The organism is Saccharopolyspora sp. MMCC62 (assembly GCF_057736575.1).
In genome coordinates this window covers 100,662-115,992 of sequence record NZ_JBYKCM010000008.1, presented here as the reverse complement: position 1 = coordinate 115,992, position 15,331 = coordinate 100,662, and the positions used below count along the sequence as shown (strand labels likewise).

15 protein-coding genes are annotated in these 15,331 nt (G+C 73.5%); 4 read left to right on the top strand and 11 right to left on the bottom strand.

What is annotated here, in order from left to right:
* Positions 1–60: 60 nt before the first annotated feature.
* The 3 genes from AC29IT_RS19425 to pepE form a co-directional block, all read right to left on the bottom strand.
* Positions 61–1,023, bottom strand: coding sequence for a DMT family transporter (locus AC29IT_RS19425; RefSeq protein WP_488219702.1), 963 nt, complete (start codon positions 1,021–1,023; stop codon positions 61–63).
* A complete protein-coding gene (locus AC29IT_RS19420) occupies positions 1,020–1,598 on the bottom strand; it encodes a TetR/AcrR family transcriptional regulator (protein ID WP_488219701.1) in 579 nt (192 codons plus the stop codon). Before AC29IT_RS19420 ends, AC29IT_RS19425 begins: the two co-directional genes overlap by 4 nt.
* 135 nt (positions 1,599–1,733) lie before the next feature.
* Positions 1,734–2,462, bottom strand: a complete 729-nt coding sequence (gene pepE / locus AC29IT_RS19415) for a dipeptidase PepE (protein ID WP_358444995.1) — start codon at positions 2,460–2,462, stop codon at positions 1,734–1,736.
* A gap of 86 nt (positions 2,463–2,548) precedes the next feature.
* On the opposite strand from pepE, the gene lhgO reads away from it, so the two are divergent.
* Complete coding sequence (lhgO, locus tag AC29IT_RS19410; RefSeq protein WP_488219700.1) at positions 2,549–3,751, top strand: L-2-hydroxyglutarate oxidase; 1,203 nt, start codon at positions 2,549–2,551, stop codon at positions 3,749–3,751.
* 38 nt (positions 3,752–3,789) lie between these two features.
* Here the strand turns inward: lhgO and AC29IT_RS19405 are convergent, their stop codons facing one another.
* Positions 3,790–4,236, bottom strand: coding sequence for a phage holin family protein (locus AC29IT_RS19405; RefSeq protein ID WP_488219699.1), 447 nt, complete (start codon positions 4,234–4,236; stop codon positions 3,790–3,792).
* Between the two features lie 94 nt (positions 4,237–4,330).
* Positions 4,331–5,311, bottom strand: coding sequence for a Ppx/GppA phosphatase family protein (locus AC29IT_RS19400; RefSeq protein WP_358444987.1), 981 nt, complete (start codon positions 5,309–5,311; stop codon positions 4,331–4,333).
* 303 nt (positions 5,312–5,614) lie between these two features.
* On the opposite strand from AC29IT_RS19400, the gene AC29IT_RS19395 reads away from it, so the two are divergent.
* Positions 5,615–6,661 carry an LLM class F420-dependent oxidoreductase gene (locus AC29IT_RS19395; RefSeq protein WP_358444984.1) on the top strand — a complete coding sequence of 349 codons (1,047 nt, stop codon included), beginning with the start codon at positions 5,615–5,617 and terminating at the stop codon, positions 6,659–6,661.
* A 42-nt stretch (positions 6,662–6,703) separates the two neighbouring features.
* Here the strand turns inward: AC29IT_RS19395 and AC29IT_RS19390 are convergent, their stop codons facing one another.
* Positions 6,704–7,666, bottom strand: coding sequence for a D-2-hydroxyacid dehydrogenase family protein (locus tag AC29IT_RS19390; protein WP_488219698.1), 963 nt, complete (start codon positions 7,664–7,666; stop codon positions 6,704–6,706).
* Between the two features lie 276 nt (positions 7,667–7,942).
* Between AC29IT_RS19390 and AC29IT_RS19385 the strand changes: the two genes are divergently transcribed.
* Together AC29IT_RS19385 and AC29IT_RS19380 are read left to right on the top strand one after the other, a co-directional pair.
* Positions 7,943–8,725 carry a cupin domain-containing protein gene (locus tag AC29IT_RS19385; RefSeq protein WP_488219697.1) on the top strand — a complete coding sequence of 261 codons (783 nt, stop codon included), beginning with the start codon at positions 7,943–7,945 and terminating at the stop codon, positions 8,723–8,725.
* 666 nt (positions 8,726–9,391) lie between these two features.
* Positions 9,392–9,679 (top strand): hypothetical protein, encoded by a 288-nt coding sequence (locus AC29IT_RS19380; protein WP_488219696.1) that lies wholly within the window; start codon positions 9,392–9,394, stop codon positions 9,677–9,679.
* 79 nt (positions 9,680–9,758) lie between these two features.
* Here AC29IT_RS19380 and AC29IT_RS19375 read toward each other — a convergent pair whose 3' ends face one another.
* The 5 genes from AC29IT_RS19375 to AC29IT_RS19355 all read right to left on the bottom strand — a co-directional run bounded on the left by AC29IT_RS19375 (position 9,759) and on the right by AC29IT_RS19355 (position 15,152).
* Positions 9,759–10,691 carry a hypothetical protein gene (locus tag AC29IT_RS19375; RefSeq protein ID WP_358444974.1) on the bottom strand — a complete coding sequence of 311 codons (933 nt, stop codon included), beginning with the start codon at positions 10,689–10,691 and terminating at the stop codon, positions 9,759–9,761.
* A gap of 84 nt (positions 10,692–10,775) precedes the next feature.
* Positions 10,776–11,480 carry a GntR family transcriptional regulator gene (locus tag AC29IT_RS19370; RefSeq protein ID WP_358444971.1) on the bottom strand — a complete coding sequence of 235 codons (705 nt, stop codon included), beginning with the start codon at positions 11,478–11,480 and terminating at the stop codon, positions 10,776–10,778.
* A 60-nt stretch (positions 11,481–11,540) separates the two neighbouring features.
* On the bottom strand, positions 11,541–12,551 hold the full coding sequence (locus AC29IT_RS19365; protein ID WP_488219695.1) for a hypothetical protein: 1,011 nt from the start codon (positions 12,549–12,551) through the stop codon (positions 11,541–11,543).
* A gap of 25 nt (positions 12,552–12,576) precedes the next feature.
* The gene (locus tag AC29IT_RS19360) at positions 12,577–13,764 is read right to left on the bottom strand and encodes a CaiB/BaiF CoA transferase family protein (protein ID WP_488219694.1); all 1,188 of its coding nucleotides are present in this window, start codon (positions 13,762–13,764) and stop codon (positions 12,577–12,579) included.
* Positions 13,761–15,152 carry an MFS transporter gene (locus AC29IT_RS19355; protein WP_488219693.1) on the bottom strand — a complete coding sequence of 464 codons (1,392 nt, stop codon included), beginning with the start codon at positions 15,150–15,152 and terminating at the stop codon, positions 13,761–13,763. The genes AC29IT_RS19360 and AC29IT_RS19355 overlap by 4 nt, the downstream gene beginning before the upstream one ends.
* Between the last annotated feature and the right edge of the window lie 179 nt (positions 15,153–15,331).

The window sequence follows — 15,331 nt, the reverse complement described above, 5'->3', positions numbered from 1 at the left end:
TGATCGCAGTGTGCCCCGGTGCCACCCGCCGCAGGCAGGCCCGATGGGGTGGTTCCGCGTTCAGTCCTCCGCCGCCGGGGCAGGTGCCGGGTGCGCCGCGCGGCGGCGCGCGGTGACGAGTCGCGGGCGGATTCCCGGCATCGGGGCGGTGAGCACGACGAGGCAGCCGAGGATGAGGACGACGCCGGTCCAGCCCGCGGCGGGCAGCCGTTCTCCGACGACGAGCACGGCGAGCACGGCGGCCACCGCCGGTTCCAGCAGCGACAACGTGGTCGCGGTGCTCGCGGCCACCCGCCCGAGGCCCCAGCCGAACAGCAGGTAGCCGAGGAACATCGGCACCAGCGCCATGTACGCGCCGACCGCCGCGTTCGTCGCCGACGCGAGCAGCGGCGCCCCGGTCGCCACCAGCACCGGCAGCAGCAGCACTCCGCCGAGCCCGAAGATGCCGCCCATCGCCACCGCGGACGGAGCGCCGCCGCTGATCAGCCGGTGCGCGGCCCACGAGTACGTCGCGTAGGTGCACCCGGCCACCAGGCCGAGGACCACGCCCAGCGCGCTCCCCCACCCGGGCGCGACCGCGGCCCCGCCGCCTTCGGCGGCGCACAGCAGCACCGTCCCGGACAACCCGAGCCCGGCGCCGAGCAGCCAGCGGCGGGTCAGCCGCCGCCCGTCGACCACGCGCTCCACCAGCGCGGACGCCAGCGGCGCCGACCCGATCGACACCACGGTGCCCGCGGCGACCCCGGCCAGGTGCATCGAGCTGTAGAACGCCAGCGGGTAGACGGCGACCGCCACCGCGCCCAGCAGCACCGGCACCGGCCGGGCGCGCAGCAGCCGCGCCCCGCGCACCAGGCGCGGCCCCGCGACCAGTGCCTGCAGCAGGCCGCCGGTGCCCATCGCGACGGCCCCGATCGCCAGCGGACCGACGTCGGGCGCGAACGTCGCCGCGGTCCCCGTGGTCGCCCACAGCACCGACGCGAGCAGCACCGCCACCGCTCCGAGCGAGCTGCCGCCGCGCGTCACAGCCGGTCCACCAGGTCCGCCGCCATCGTCCGCGCGCGCCGCAGCCGTTCCCCGTCCCCTTCGAGCCCGGCGCGGGCCATCGCGCCTTCCAGCAGGAACGCCAGGTGTTCCGCGGCGGCTCGCGCGTCGTCGGGCCGGTCGGGCAGCAGTTCCCGGAGCGGGGCGGCGAGCAGCGATTCGACCTCTTCCTTGTGGCGGCGCACCACGTCCCGGCCGTCGTGCCCCGCGGGCAGTTCGGCGGCTGCGTTGAGCAGGCCGCAGCCGCGGAACCCGTGCTCGTGGGCGAGCTCCGCGTGGTCGGCGTAGGCGTCGAAGACGGCGAGCACCCGCCCGCGCGCGTCCCCGACCCCGTCCAGCCGCCGCCGGTGCAGTTCCCGCCACTCCTCGTGCCGCGCTTCGAGGTAGGCACGCACCAGGTCGGCCTTGGACGAGAAGTTGTTGTACAGGCTCATCTTCGCGACCCCGGCTTCGGCGGTGATCGCGTCGATCCCGGTCGCGGCCACCCCGTCCCGGTAGAAGCGGCGCGCCGCCGCCGACAGCAGCCGCTCGCGCGCGCTCACCCGCGCACCCGTCATCCCGACCTCCCCGACTAGGTAGACCAGTCTACCCAGTTTCGATCGAGGTGAGTGGCCCACCCGCCCAGGCGGATCGGGCGGGTGGGCCACTCACCTGGCGGGATGTCGTGCGCGCGGGGCGCGGCGGCCGGGGAGTCAGCAGAGGTCGTAGCGGGGGGTGGTGCCGAGGAGGTGGGTCAGGTCGGCGCCGGGCGGGAGGTCGCGGGCCGGGACACGGCGGGCGAACAGCCGGGCGGTGTCGGTGCCGCCCAGCTCGGCGCGGCGGCCGCGGACCCGCAGCCAGGCCCCTTCCCGCAGCGCGAGCACCGGGACGTCGTTGTGCTCCAGGAATTCGCCGAGCCGCTCGTCGCGGGTCTCGCCGCGGTGCGTGCTCGCCGGATCCGGCGGCAGGTAGTGCGGGTTGATCTGGAACGGCACCAGGCCGAGCGCGGCGAACGAGGCCGGTTGCACGATCGGCATGTCGTTGCTGGTGCGCAGGCTCGGGCAGGCCAGGTTGGTGCCCGCGCTGGCCCCGAGGTACGGCACGCCGGCCAGCACGGCGCGGCGCAGCGCCCGCACCAGGCCCTGCCGTTGCAGGGTCGCGAGCAGCCGGAACGTGTTGCCACCGCCCAGGAACACGGCTTCGGCCGAGGCGATGGCGCGCACCGGGTCGGCGGCGCGGTGCAGCCCGTCGACCTTGATCCCGGTGGAACTGAGCACCGAGTGCGCGATGCGCGCGTAGTCGTCGAAGTCGCGGCGGGCGTACGGGACGAACAGCATCCGTTCCCGGCCGGCCATCAGCTCCGTGATCGCGGGCAGCGCGTGGCCGAGGAATCCCGGCGACCCGTGCACCCGTGAGCTCGACAGCAGGAGCAGCTGCACCACGGCTCTTCCTCCCCGCACCCGTGACCCGGAGCGAACCCTACCGCCGAGGCTGGAACCGGTGGGGTGGGACGGGCAGGATGGCCGGCATGGCCGGAGACGAGGACGTGACGATCATCGGCGGCGGCATCGTGGGCCTGGCGACGGCGCGGGCGCTGGTCCGCGCGGGCACGACCGGGCGGATCGCGGTGCTGGAGAAGGAGCGGGCCGTGGGCGCGCACCAGACCGGTCACAACTCCGGCGTGCTCCACAGTGGACTGTACTACCCGCCGGGCAGCGCGAAGGCCCGGTTCGCCCGCGCGGGAGCGGAGGCCATGTACCGGTACTGCGCCGAGCGCGGGGTTCCGGTGCGGCGCACCGGGAAGCTCGTGGTGGCGACCCGGCCGGAGCAGCTGCCTCGGCTGGCCGAGCTCGCCCGCCGCGGCACCGCCAACGGCGTCCGGCTGTCCGAAGTGGACCCCGGTGGGATCGAGGAGCGGGAACCGAACATCCGCGGCCTGCGCGCGCTGCTGGTGCCGGACGCGGGGATCACCGACTTCGGCGCCGTCTGCACCGCGCTGGCCGCGGAACTCGCCGAGCACGGGGTCGAGGTGCGGCGCGGCGTCGAGCTGCGCTCGGCACGCCGCGACGGCGACCGGCTCGTGCTGGGCACCACGGCAGGCGAGGTCCGCACCCGGTTCGCGGTGAACTGCGCGGGGCTGCACAGCGACACCGTGGCGGAACTGGCGGGCACCCGGCCGGCCGCGCGCGTCCTGCCGTTCCGCGGCGAGTACTACGAGGCCGCCCCCGGGCGTCGCGATCTGGTGCGGGCGCTGGTGTACCCGGTGCCGGACCCGGCGTTCCCGTTCCTCGGCGTGCACTTCACGCGGATGGTCGACGGCGGGCTGCACGTGGGGCCGAACGCGGTGCCCGCGCTCGCCCGCGAGGGCTACGACTGGCGGACCTGGTCGGCGCCGCACCTGCGGCGGCTGCTGGGCGATCCGGGATTGCGGGCGCTGGCGAAGCGCTACTGGCGCACCGGTGCGGCGGAGATCGCGCGCTCGGCGGTGAAACCGCTGTTCGTGCGGGCCGCGCGGGAGCTGCTGCCGGGGTTGCGCGTCACGGACCTGGTGCCCGCGGCCGCGGGGGTGCGGGCGCAGGCGGTGCGCCCGGACGGCACCCTCGTCGACGACTTCCTGGTGCACGAGGACGAGCGCTGGGTGCACGTGCTCAACGCGCCCTCCCCGGCGGCGACCGCCTCGTTGCGCATCGGCGAGGACATCGCGGACCGGGTCGCGGCGAAGCTCGCCTAGCGCTCCCCGGCCCGTCGAGCGGGCCGGGGAGGCGGCGATCAGTAGTGGCCGCGGTCCCGGTAGTCGCGGTACTCGCGGTACTCGCGCTCCCGGTTCTCCTCGGCGTTGATGCTGATCCGGCGGATCACGCCGTGCAGCACGCTGCTGACGATCGTCACGATCAGCGCGCCCCAGAACGCGGCCCAGAACCCGTCCACGTGGAACGGCTGGTTCAGCTCCCCCGCCACGTACCCGGTGAGCCAGAACAGCAGCGCGTTCACCACGAGCCCGAACAACCCGAGCGTCACCAGGTACAGCAGGCAGCCGAACGTCTTCGCGATCGGCTTCAGCACTGCGTTGATCACGCCGAACACGATCGCGACCACCAGCAAGGTGACCACCTTCGTGCCGGTGTCCGTGCTCGCGTCGCCGAGCTGGATGCCGGGCAGCGCGGTCGTCGCCCACACGGCGACCGCGGTGATCAGGATGTGCAGCAGGACCGTCACGAAGTGGCCTCCCGAGTTCGCCGTGGAACCTCGAACGCTACCGTTCCGCCCCCGCCCGGAGCCCGCCCACCGCAAGACCCCGCGATGCACCCGTTCAGGCGAACATCTCGTCGGTCAGGCGGCGGATCGCGTCGGCGCGGGTGCACTGCTCGGCCCGCTCGTAGGCCTCGACGAAGCGGAACACGAGCCCTTCGCGCAGCCCCCACGGGCACAGGTCCAGCTCTTCGACGCCGAGCGCGCGCAGCAGCGAGTCGGCGGTGATCGCACCGGCGAGGATGCGCCGCGCCCTGCTGCGGGAGACGCCGGGGAGCTTGGCGCGCTCGACCTGGCCGAGTTCGGCGAGCTGCGGGATCCACCGGGTCAGGTTCGTCCGCGCCAGCGTGTCCGGGTGCCGCACCAGTCGCTTCGACGAGCTCGCGGCGAGCACCGCCAGCTGCCGCAGCACCTTCGACTGGCCGACGGGCTGGCCGAGCCTGCGGCCGCGGAACGGGGCCAGGTCGACCGGGGCGACGGCTTCGACGGCCGCGTACAGCGCGGCGACCTGGTCCGGCGGTGGCGGGTCCGAGGGCAGGTGCTCGCGGGTGAGCCGGGCCGCGCCGAGCGGCATCGACACCACTTCGTCCGGGTAGGGGCCCGATCCGATGGCGACCTCGGCGGTGCCGCCACCGATGTCGACGGTGGTCAGCGGGGTGTCCTCGCGGCCGTGCCAGCGGCGGGCCGCGTGGAAGCAGAGCGCGGCCTCGGCGTGCGGGGTCATCGAGCCGATGCGGGTGCCCGCGGCCTCGGTGAGGCGGGCGCGCAGCTCGGCGCCGTTGGTGGCGTCGCGCACCGCGGCGGTGCCGAACGCGACCAGCGGTCCGCGCAGTTCGGCGCCGACGGCGCGCACGCAGCCCTCGACGGCGCGGGCGGCCTGCTCGATGCCCTCGTCGGTCACCGATCCGTCGGCGAGGGTGTTCTCGCCGAGCCGGGTGCGCTCCTTGTGGCTCCAGGAGGCGCGGGGCAGCCTGCCGCGATCGAGGTCGACCAGTTCCAGCCGCGCCGCGGTGGAACCGATGTCGAGGAGTCCGAGCTTCATACCACCCTCACGTGTAGTCCGGACGGGTCTTCGAGGCGTAGTGCGTTCCTCCAGCAGCAGCAGCGCAGAACCATCGGCATGGCCGAATCATGCCGTATGCACAGGTTTTGTTCATCGCCCGTTCGGACTTTCTTGATCCGTAATTGATGTCACTGGTACATGCGCACTTCCGATGTCACACCGAGCGGTGTTACAAAGGAGTCACCCCTGACCGCTACCAAGCGGTAACCTCGGGGCGATCAGGTGCTGCGGCTGGAACGCGAGGTGCGCCCATCCGCAACGTCAGCGACGGAGAGGACCACCATGCGCATCGGGATGCCGCTGAACTACAGCGGAGGCTTCAAGGAGACGGTCGACGAACTGGCCACCTACGAGAAGGCCGGTCTCGACATCGTCTACGTCGCCGAAGCGTACTCGTTCGACGCGGTCAGCCAGATGGGCTTCATCGCCGCCCGCACCGAACGGCTCCAGATCGCCTCCGGGATCCTGCAGATCTACACCCGCACGCCCACGCTCACCGCGATGACCGCCGCCGGGCTGGACTTCGTCTCCGACGGCCGGTTCACCCTCGGCATCGGCGCCTCCGGGCCGCAGGTCATCGAAGGATTCCACGGCGTGCCCTACAGCGCGCCGCTGGGCCGCACCCGCGAACTGGTCGACATCTGCCGCCAGGTGTGGCGCCGCGAACGCGTGCAGCACGACGGCAAGCACTACCAGATCCCGCTGCCCGAAGGCCAGGGCACCGGGCTCGGCAAGCCGCTGAAGCTCATCAACCACCCGGTGCGCCCGAACATCCCGATCATGATCGCGGCGATCGGCCCGAAGAACGTCGCGATGGTCGCCGAGATCGCCGACGCCTGGGAACCGATCTTCTACGTCCCCGAGAAGGCCCACGAGGTCTGGGGCGAATCGCTGGCCGCCGGCAAGGCCAAGCGCGACCCCGAGCTCGGTGAGCTCGACGTCGTCGGCCAGGCCCCGCTGGCCATCGGCGACGACGTCGACGCGCTCGTCGACTCGATGCGCCCGATGCTCGCCCTCTACATCGGCGGCATGGGTGCGAAGGGCAAGAACTTCTACAACGACCTCGCCCGCCGTTACGGCTACGAGGCCGAAGCCGAGGAGATCCAGAACCTCTACCTGGACGGCAAGAAGGACGAGGCCGCCGCGGCGGTGCCGGACGAGCTGGTCGCCGCCAGCACCCTCATCGGCTCCGAGGGCCACGTGCGGGAACGCCTCGCCGCATTCAAGGAGTCCGGCGTGACCACGATGAACGTGACGCCGCTCGCCGGTTCCTTCGAGGAGCGCACCAAGCTGATCGAGAAGATCCGCGGCATCGCCGACGACCTCTGATCCGCCCCGCGGCCGGGCGCGCCCCGCCCGGCCGCGGCCCGGTCAGCCGTTGAGCACCCGCACCGGCGAGCCGTCCGCGAAGGCCCGGATGTCGGCGACCGTCTCGGCGTAGAACGTCCGGTAGGTGCCCTCGGTGACGTACCCGACGTGCGGGGTGAGCACGGTGCGCGGCGTGGTCCGCCACGGGTCGTCCGCGGGCAGCGGCTCGGTCCCGTACACGTCGATGCCCGCACCGGCGAGCCGTCCCGCGTGCAGCGCCTCGCGCAGCGCCGCCTCGTCCACGATCGGCCCGCGCGAGGTGTTCACCAGGTACGCGGTGGGCCGCATCAGCGCCAGTTCCGCCGCGCCGACCAGCCCCCGGGTCCGCTCGCTGAGCACCGTGTGCACGGTGAGCACGTCGGAGTCGCGGAACAGCTCCTCCTTCGCCACCCGCCGGGCGCCGACCTCCGCGGCGGCCTCCGCGGTGAGGTTCCGGCTCCAGGCGATGACGTCCATGCCGAACGCGGCACCGACCTTCGCGACCTGGCTGCCGAGCCTGCCCAGCCCGAGCACGCCCAGCGTGCGCCCGGCCAGCTCGAACCCGACGCCCTGCTGCCAGCCGCCGTCCCGGATCGCGCGGTCCTGCTCCGGGATCTGCCGGGTGACCGCGATGATCAGGCCCCAGGTGAGTTCCGCCGTCGGTCCCCACGCCCGGTCCGGCGCGGCCCCGCTGCCGGTCCCGCACACGGTGACGCCGAGCTCGGTGGCCGCGTCCAGGTCGATCGACGCGTTGCGCATGCCGGTGGTGACCAGCAGCTTCAGCTCCGGCAGCGCGGCCAGCACGTCCCGCGGGAACGGGGTCCGCTCCCGCATCGCGGCGATCACGTCGAACGGGGCGAGCCGCCGCACCAGCTCCGCGCGGTCGGCGGGGGTGTCGTGGAAGAACTCGACCTGCGCGGGCAGCGAGTCCCAGTCCGCGTAGTCCCGCGCGACGTGCTGGTAGTCGTCGAGCACCGCGATGCGCATGCACTCCTCCTTCGGGTGTCCGGTCCTCCGAGCGCCCGGCCTCCGAGCGTCCGGTCCTCCGGGTCTCGGCCCTGCGGACGTCCCGCCCTTCGGGCGTCCGGTCCTCCGAACGTCCGGGCCTTCGGGTGCCCGGCCCTCCGGGCCTCGGTCTTGAGGACGGCCGGTCTCCGGCCGCGTCCGGCCGCGATCGTAGTGCGGCCGCCCGGCGGGGTGATCGACCCGCGGGGCGGCGCGCGCGACCTGACAACGCGCGGTGCGGCCAGGCAGACTGCCGACGTGACTCGATCCAGACTGCTGCACCTGCTGCCGCTGAGCGCGTTCCACGCGGCCGCGGACCACATCGGTTCCCCGTCGCTGGAGACCGAGGGGTTCGTGCACTGCTCGCCGGACATGGCCACCGCGCTGGCGGTCGCCAACGCGCTGTACGCGGACGTGGACGAGCAGCTGGTGGCGCTGGAGCTCGATCCGCAGCGGCTGTCCGCCCCGGTCCGCTGGGAATCGGCGGCACCGCACCCGCCGCCCGGGGTCGCCGAGGACGTGCTGTTCCCGCACGTGTACGGCTCGCTGGAGCGGTCCGCGGTGATCGGCCTGCACTACGCGCGGCGCGACGTCCGCGGCCGGTTCACGGCGCTGGAGACGCGCGGCCGCACCGCGGAGGAGCTGAACCTGCTGCCGCACCCGGAGGGCGGCTGGTTCCGGCGGACCTGGACCAGCGACGTCGAGGTGACGCCCGACGAGCGGGGCCTGCGGCCGACCGCGACGGCGATCTACTACCTGCTCTCCGCGGGCCACACCTCGGAGTGGCACCGGGTGGGCTCGGCGGAGCTGTGGCTGTGGCACCGCGGCGGCCCGCTGACCCTGGTGCTGGGCGGCGACGGGGACGTCCCCGCCGAGCAGCCGAGCAACCACGTGCTGGGCGCGGGCGCCGGGCAGGACCCTCAGGTCCTGGTGCCCGCCGGGACGTGGCAGCGGGCGGTGGCCTCGGCGACGGTGGAGTCGCTGGTGACCTGCGTGGTCTCGCCCGGGTTCGACTTCGCGGATTTCAGCACGCCCGGCTGAGGTTCGGCGGCGGACTGCGCGGGGACCCGCTGCTCCGGGTCCGGCCGCAGCACGGCGACCCGTTCCGGTGCGGCGCCGGTCTCGGCGGGCTCCGGTTCGCGGCCCAGCTCCCGGTCGGGCGCCGGATGCGGTCGCACGCCGAGCAGGCGTTTCTCGAACCAGCACAGGGCGATCAGCGATCCGATGATCGTTCCGATGGCCACCGACGCCACCAGCGCGAAGACCGCCAACGTGTTCAGCACCGACCTCACCCCCGAGAGAAACCGTGCACGGCACCGGGTCCCGTCCGGCTCGCGCCGCCGGCGAGGACCTCGCCGGGATTCACCGTAGGGCGGGGCCCCGAACGGTGCCGGACGCCGGACCGGGTGCCGTCCGATCGAGGGAATTCAGCGCCGGGGAGGTGTCGGCGGCGCCCCTCGCCCAGGCGATCCGGTGCACGTGGCGAACGCCCTTGATCAGGCAATTCGGCCATACGCGGCGCTACTATCGGGTGAAGGTGCGCGCCCCGCGGTGTCGCGGCGACGGGTAGTCACCGTCGCCACCCGAACTCGTGATCGCTGCGCGGTTCGGGACAACGGAACCGGGGTGGCGCGCGTGCGCACAGTGGTCACCACGATCCGACAGCACGGATCACCACGATCGACGGCAACGGGCCGGGAGGTATCGGTGCAGGGCTACGGGGTCCACCTGCTCTTCCACGCGCTCGCCGTGCTCTGCGGCGCGGCGCTGGGGATCGCGGGCACGGTGTGGTGGGCGGGCGGCAACCCGCCGGTGCTGTGGGCGGCGCTGGCCGCGCTGCTGCTCGGCGTCGTGGTGCTGGTGGTGCAGGGCCGCCAGCTCGCCGCCGAGCCCCGCCCGCGGCGCACCGCGCCGGGCTCCCGGCCCCGGCCGGGCACCCGCCCGGAACTGGCGGCGACGGCGATCCGGGACCCCGACGACCGCTGGCGCGGCTGACCGCCGCCGCTCCCGCGAGGTGAATGGCCCAGCAGCCCCGCCACGCTGGTCGAATGGGCCATTCACCTCGGGGCGCGGATCAGGGCAGCGGGGCGTGCGCCCAGCCGACGGCGGTCTTCCGCCCGTCCGCGTTCTCCACCCACACCTCGCTCTCCAGGTGCCGCGCCCCGTCGTGGTCGATCGCGCCCAGCACCGCGCCGCGGGCGGTGACCTCCTCGTCCACGTAGAACGGGTGCACGAACTTCACCGCCAGGTGCCCGCCCTCGATCCAGGCGCCGCCGTGGAACGCGGTGAGCATCTCGGAGAGGTAGCCGACCTGCTGCATGGCCTGGGCGACGGTGCGGTCCATCCCGGAACGCCGCGCGCCCGCCGCATCGGTGTGGATGTTGGAGAACCCGCGGCCGCCCCAGGAGAAGACGTACATCTGCTCCTGCGAGATCGTCTTGCGCACCGGCCGGATCGGGGTGCGCTCGCCGAGGTCCGCGCTCGCCGCTGCGGCCGGTGCCACGTCGAGCAGTTCGCCGGTGACCAGCCGGGACGGGGCCGGTGCGGTGCTGCCGCCCACCACGTCGGCGGCGTGCACCCGCATGATCTCGGTGCCGCGGTGGCGCAGCAGCAGCCTGCCGTCGGCGCCACGGGCTTCGGCCTCCATCACGACGTAGCCGTTGCCGCGCCGCACCTCGGTGTGCACGTAGCGGCCGCTGAGGGTGACGGTCTCGCCGATCACGACCGGTGCGTGCAGCGAGAGCTCCTCGTGGGTGTGCAGCCCGCGCGCCGTGTTGCCGTCGTAGGCGGCGTAGAACAGGAACAGCAACTCGTTGGACAGCACGGCGGGGCTCGCCGCGGGCCGCCCGCTCGCATCGGTGAGCCGCCCGGCTCCCGCGTCGTCCTGGGCGAAGGCGTAGTTGCGCACCATCCGCTCGTCGACGACCACGTCGAACGGGCCGAACACCTCCGGGACCTCGATGTTCTCGAAGACCGCTTCCTTGGTTCCGGTCCACCACCGGTTCATGGCCAGCTCCTCTGGGCGTGGGGCATCGCCGTCCCGCGGCGGGCGGGACGTGGCGACGGGGTGCGCGGCTCGTGCCGCGGGGGATCAGGTGTCGAGCCGGACGACGAACGGGAATTCCGGCCGGGTCCAGCTCCGGGCGTGCTCGACGGCGCGCCCGGTGTCGTCGTGCGTGGTCCGGTGCGCCTCCACCAGCGGGGCGCGCACCGCCACCTCCAGCAGGCCGGCGAGCTCCTTCGTCGCGGCGCAGGCGGTGATCTCCTGCTCGGCCCAGCTGACCGCGACGCCGCAGCGCTCGGCGAGGGTGCGGTACAGCGAGCCGGCGAGCAGCTCGGCACGGGCCAGTCCGGGGGCGGCGGCGACCGGCACCCAGGACTCCTGCACGGCCGCGGGCGTCCCGTCCACGGTGCGGAGCCGGACGAGCCGGACCGCTTCCGCGGCCTCGTCGAGATCGAGGACCTCCGCGATCTCCCCGGGCGGGACCAGCACGGCGCGGCGGATCTCGGTGGTGACCACGTCCTCGGTGACCTCGTCGCCGAAGGGCACCAGCCGGTTCAGCCGCCGGGACCGGGCGCGCCGCGGGGCCACGAAGCTGCCCGCACCGCGCCTGCGCACCACCAGCCGTTCCCGCACCAGCGCGTCGAAGGCCTGCCGGACCGTCATGCGGCTGACGCCGTAGCGCTCGGCGAGTTCCTTCTCGCTGGGCAGCCGGCTCTCGGGGGCGAGCGCGCCGGTGTTGATCCGGTCGAGCAGGTCGTCTCGGATGACCTCGTACATCGGGCGCGTGGCCACGGCGGGGAACTCCTCGGGGTGGTGTGATCGGATCTCAGGGTATCCGCCCGGTGCGGAGGTTCAGCTCTGCCGCGGGCCGGTTTCGGGGGCTTCGGCGCGCGCCCAGCCGACGGTGCTGAGCTTGCCGTCGGCGCGGCGCACCCACACCTCGACGTCGATCGCGAGGCGTCCGGGCCCCGCTTCCTCCACGGCCGTGACGGCACCGCCCACCTCCAGGGGTTCGAAGACCTCGACGGGGTTGATGAACTTGACCCGCAGCCAGCCGCCGGTGAACAGGTCGGCGCCGAAGAAGCGGGTGAGCATCCCGGTGATCAGCCCGCACTGCTGCTGGCCCTGCACGATGGGGATGCGCAGCCCGGCCTCCCGGGCCACGGCCAAGTCGCTGTGGGTGTTGCGGACGTACTCGCCGCAGCGGGAGAACACCGAGGCCTGCTCCTGGGTGATCGTGACGTGCAGCGGCGGCAGCGGTGCCCCGGGCCGCACCGTCGGCGTGCCGACGACCGCGGTGGGGGCGTCCGGGTCCGAGGTGCCGTCCACCGTCCCGGCCGCGCCACCGCCACCGGTCCGGTTGCGGCCCGCGACGTCGCCGGGCCGGGTGCGCAGGATCTCCACGCCGCGGTGCCGCAGGATGCCGCGGCCGCCGGTGCCGGTGGCGCTCGCCTCCATCACCACGTAGTCCTGGCCGCGCCGGGTGTAGGAGTCCACGTAGGTCCCGGCCAGCACCACCTCCTCGTCGAGGTGCGCGGGCCCGTCGAACCACAGCTGCTCCTCGGTGTGCAGCCCGACGGTGCGGCTCGCCCGGTAGGCGGTGGTGAACAGCTGCACCAGGTCGTTGGACAGCAGCCCGGCGTGCGCGATGCGGCCGCCGAACGGGCTCGGGCCGAAGTGCCACGGGTGGTGGTCGTCCTGGGTGAACGCGTACCGCTTGATCTTGTGGTCGTCGACGAGGACGGTCACGGGCCCGAAGTGCTCCGGGATGCTCAGGTTCTCGAAGACCGGTTCCTTGAGCCCGGCCTCGTGGTCCACGCCGCGGGCCACCACGCGCGGATCGGTCAGATCTCGCCAGGTCATGCGGTTCTCGCTTCCTGTCGGGGGCTCAGATCACGTCGTCGGCGCGCAGTGCGGCGAGCTCCTCGGCGTTCAGGCCGAGCAGCCGGGAGTAGACCTCGGCGTTGTCCTCGCCGGGCAGCGGCGGCGCCTTGCGGACCGAGCCGGGCGTGGCGCCGAGCTTGAGGGCGAGCCCGGGCAGCACGAGGGTGCCCAGCTCGGGGTGCTCGACCTCGATCATCATGTCCCTGGCCCGCACCTGCTCCGAGTCGGTCGCCTCGGCGACGCTGCGGACCGGGGAGTACGGCACGCCCGCCGCGGCCAGCAGCTCGCCGACGTGCGCCGAGGTGTGCCGCCGGGTGAAGCCGCGCACCACGTCGTCGAGCGCCTCGACGTGCACCAGCCGCGACTCCTGGTCGGCGAACCGCGGATCCTCGGTGAGCTCCGGCGCCCCCATCGCGGCCGCGAGCCGCGGGAACAGCGCGTCGGTGCCCGCGTGCAGGTACAGGTACCCGTCGGCGGTGGGATAGGCGTTGGCGGGCACCGTGATGTGGTCCCGGTTCCCGGTGCGCCCGGTCTCCTCGCCGAGCATCCGCCAGGCCGCGGGCAGCGTGCCCATGCAGGAGAACAGCGCGTCCAGGCAGGAGATGTCGACGTGCTGGCCGCTGCCGGTGCGGGCGCGGGCGGCGAGCGCCATCATCGCGCCCATCACCCCGTGGAAGGCGGCGATGTGGTCGGCGACGAACGCCCCGGCCATCGTGGGCGGCCCGTCGGGGGTGCCGGTCATGCTCATCAGCCCGGAAGCGGCCTGCGCGATCGCGTCGAACAGGGCGCGGTCCCGGTTCGGGCCGGTCTGGCCGAACCCGGAGATCGACACCAGCACGGCGCGCGGGTCGAGCTCGTGGATCCGCTCCCAGCCGAGGCCCATCTTCGCGAGGGTGCCGGGCCGGAAGTTCTCCACCACGACGTCGCTGCCGCGCACGAGTTCTTCCAGCACTCCCAGCGCTTTCGGGTGCCGGGTGTCGAGCGTGACGCCGTGCTTGCTGCGGTTGTAGTTGAGCGTGTAGAGGCTGTGCCCGCGGTGGTGCGGCACGTTGCGCCGCGAGTCCTCGCCGCCGGGCCGCTCGACCTTGATGACCTCGGCGCCCATGTCGCCGAGGATCTGGCAGCACAGCGGTCCGGCGATGAACCGGGACAGGTCGAGCACGCGCAGCCCGTCCAGCGGTGGCGCGGTCATCGCACCCCTCCCCCCTCGACGGCGGGCGTGGCGGCGGGTTCGGGCGTGCCGTCGGTGCCGTCGATGTCGAGCCTGCTGGTCTCCGGTGCCAGCCACGCGCACACCAGTCCGATGAGGACGAAGCCGCCGGTGATCGCGGCGACCGGCCACGGATCGCCGCCGGTGGCCAGCAGCAGCGCGGTGGACGCGGCGGGCCACAACCCGATCAGGATGCCGGGCAGCTGCGCGGCCAGCGAGATGCCGGTGTAGCGGACCTTGGTGCCGAACAGCTCCGCGAAGAACGCGGGTTCCACGCCGTACATCGGCCCGACGGAGAGCACGTAGAAGCCCACGTAGACCACGAACATCAGCGCGACCGACCCGGTGTCCAGCGCCCAGAAGAACGGGAACACCAGTACCAGCCCGGCGATCGCGCCGAACGCGAACACGGCGCGCCTGCCCCAGCGGTCGGAGGCGAGCCCGGAGGCGCCGTAGCCGAACAGCGCGAGCACCGCCGCGACCGTCCCGGCCAGCAGCACGTCGGTCTCGGGCAGGTCGGTGTAGCTCTTGGCGTAGGCCAGCCCGATGGTGAGGATGAGGTATCCGGCGAAGACCTCGCCGAGCCGCATCCCCATCGCCAGCAGCAGCGGCCGCCGGAAGTGCCGCAGCACCTGGCCGAGCGGCGGCTTCTCCGCTCCGGCGGTGTCGGCGTCGAGGCTGCGCTGCGCGGCCTGGAAGGCGGGCGTCTCGGTGAGCTTGAGCCGGATGACCATGCCCAGCGCGATCAGCACCCCGCTGAGCAGGAACGGCACCCGCCAGCCCCAGGACATCAGCTGCGGTTCGGGCAACGTGGACACCCAGGCGAAGATGCCGGTGCTCAGCACGAGCCCGACGGCGTTGCCGATCTGCGGGAAGGTGCCGTAGAGACCGCGCTTGCCCGCGGGCGCGAACTCGACGGCGACCAGCGAGGCCCCGCCCCACTCGCCGCCGACGCCGAGCCCTTGCACCAGGCGGCACAGCACCAGCAGCACCGGTGCCCAGATCCCGATGGTCGCGGCGGTGGGCAGCAGTCCGATGAGGAACGTCGCCGTCCCCATCATCAGCAGCGTGGTGACCAGCGCGGCCTTCCGGCCGATCTTGTCGCCGAGGTGCCCGAACACGATGCCGCCGACGGGGCGGGCGAAGAAGCCGACGCCGAACACCGCGAACGCGGACAGGGTGCCGATGACCGGGTCGTCGCCCGGGAAGAACAGCCTGCCGAACACCAGCGCGGAGGCGGTGCCGAAGATGAAGTAGTCGTACCACTCCACGGCGGTCCCGACGAGGCTGGCGAACGCCGCGCGCCGTGCCAGCCGCCGCCGGTCGGGGGCGTGCTCCGGCGGGGAGGTGGGTGGTGGGCCACTGACCATGTGCTGACTCCGTTGTCGCTGTGGTTCAGGTGTCGTCGGCCGGTCCGGTCGCGCCAGGTGCGCGCGTCCGGTGCCCGCTCCGCGGAGCGCGCCGGGATCTCCGCTGGTCGTGCGCGGGGTACTCGATGATGCCCCGGCACCGCTCCGAACAAAAGACTAGACAACTAGCCGTTTCGAGC

Excerpts from the sequence above, each read along its gene's own strand:
- AC29IT_RS19400 (WP_358444987.1), bottom strand. The coding sequence starts at position 5,311 with ATGAAGCTCGGACTCCTCGACATCGGTTCCACCGCGGCGCGGCTGGAA.
- AC29IT_RS19390 (WP_488219698.1), bottom strand. The coding sequence starts at position 7,666 with ATGCGCATCGCGGTGCTCGACGACTACCAGCACGTCGCGCGGGACTAC.
- lhgO (WP_488219700.1), top strand. The coding sequence starts at position 2,549 with ATGGCCGGAGACGAGGACGTGACGATCATCGGCGGCGGCATCGTGGGC.
- AC29IT_RS19420 (WP_488219701.1), bottom strand. The coding sequence starts at position 1,598 with ATGACGGGTGCGCGGGTGAGCGCGCGCGAGCGGCTGCTGTCGGCGGCG.
- AC29IT_RS19365 (WP_488219695.1), bottom strand. The coding sequence starts at position 12,551 with ATGACCTGGCGAGATCTGACCGATCCGCGCGTGGTGGCCCGCGGCGTG.
- AC29IT_RS19355 (WP_488219693.1), bottom strand. The coding sequence starts at position 15,152 with ATGGTCAGTGGCCCACCACCCACCTCCCCGCCGGAGCACGCCCCCGAC.
- AC29IT_RS19395 (WP_358444984.1), top strand. The coding sequence starts at position 5,615 with ATGCGCATCGGGATGCCGCTGAACTACAGCGGAGGCTTCAAGGAGACG.
- AC29IT_RS19375 (WP_358444974.1), bottom strand. The coding sequence starts at position 10,691 with ATGAACCGGTGGTGGACCGGAACCAAGGAAGCGGTCTTCGAGAACATC.
- AC29IT_RS19360 (WP_488219694.1), bottom strand. The coding sequence starts at position 13,764 with ATGACCGCGCCACCGCTGGACGGGCTGCGCGTGCTCGACCTGTCCCGG.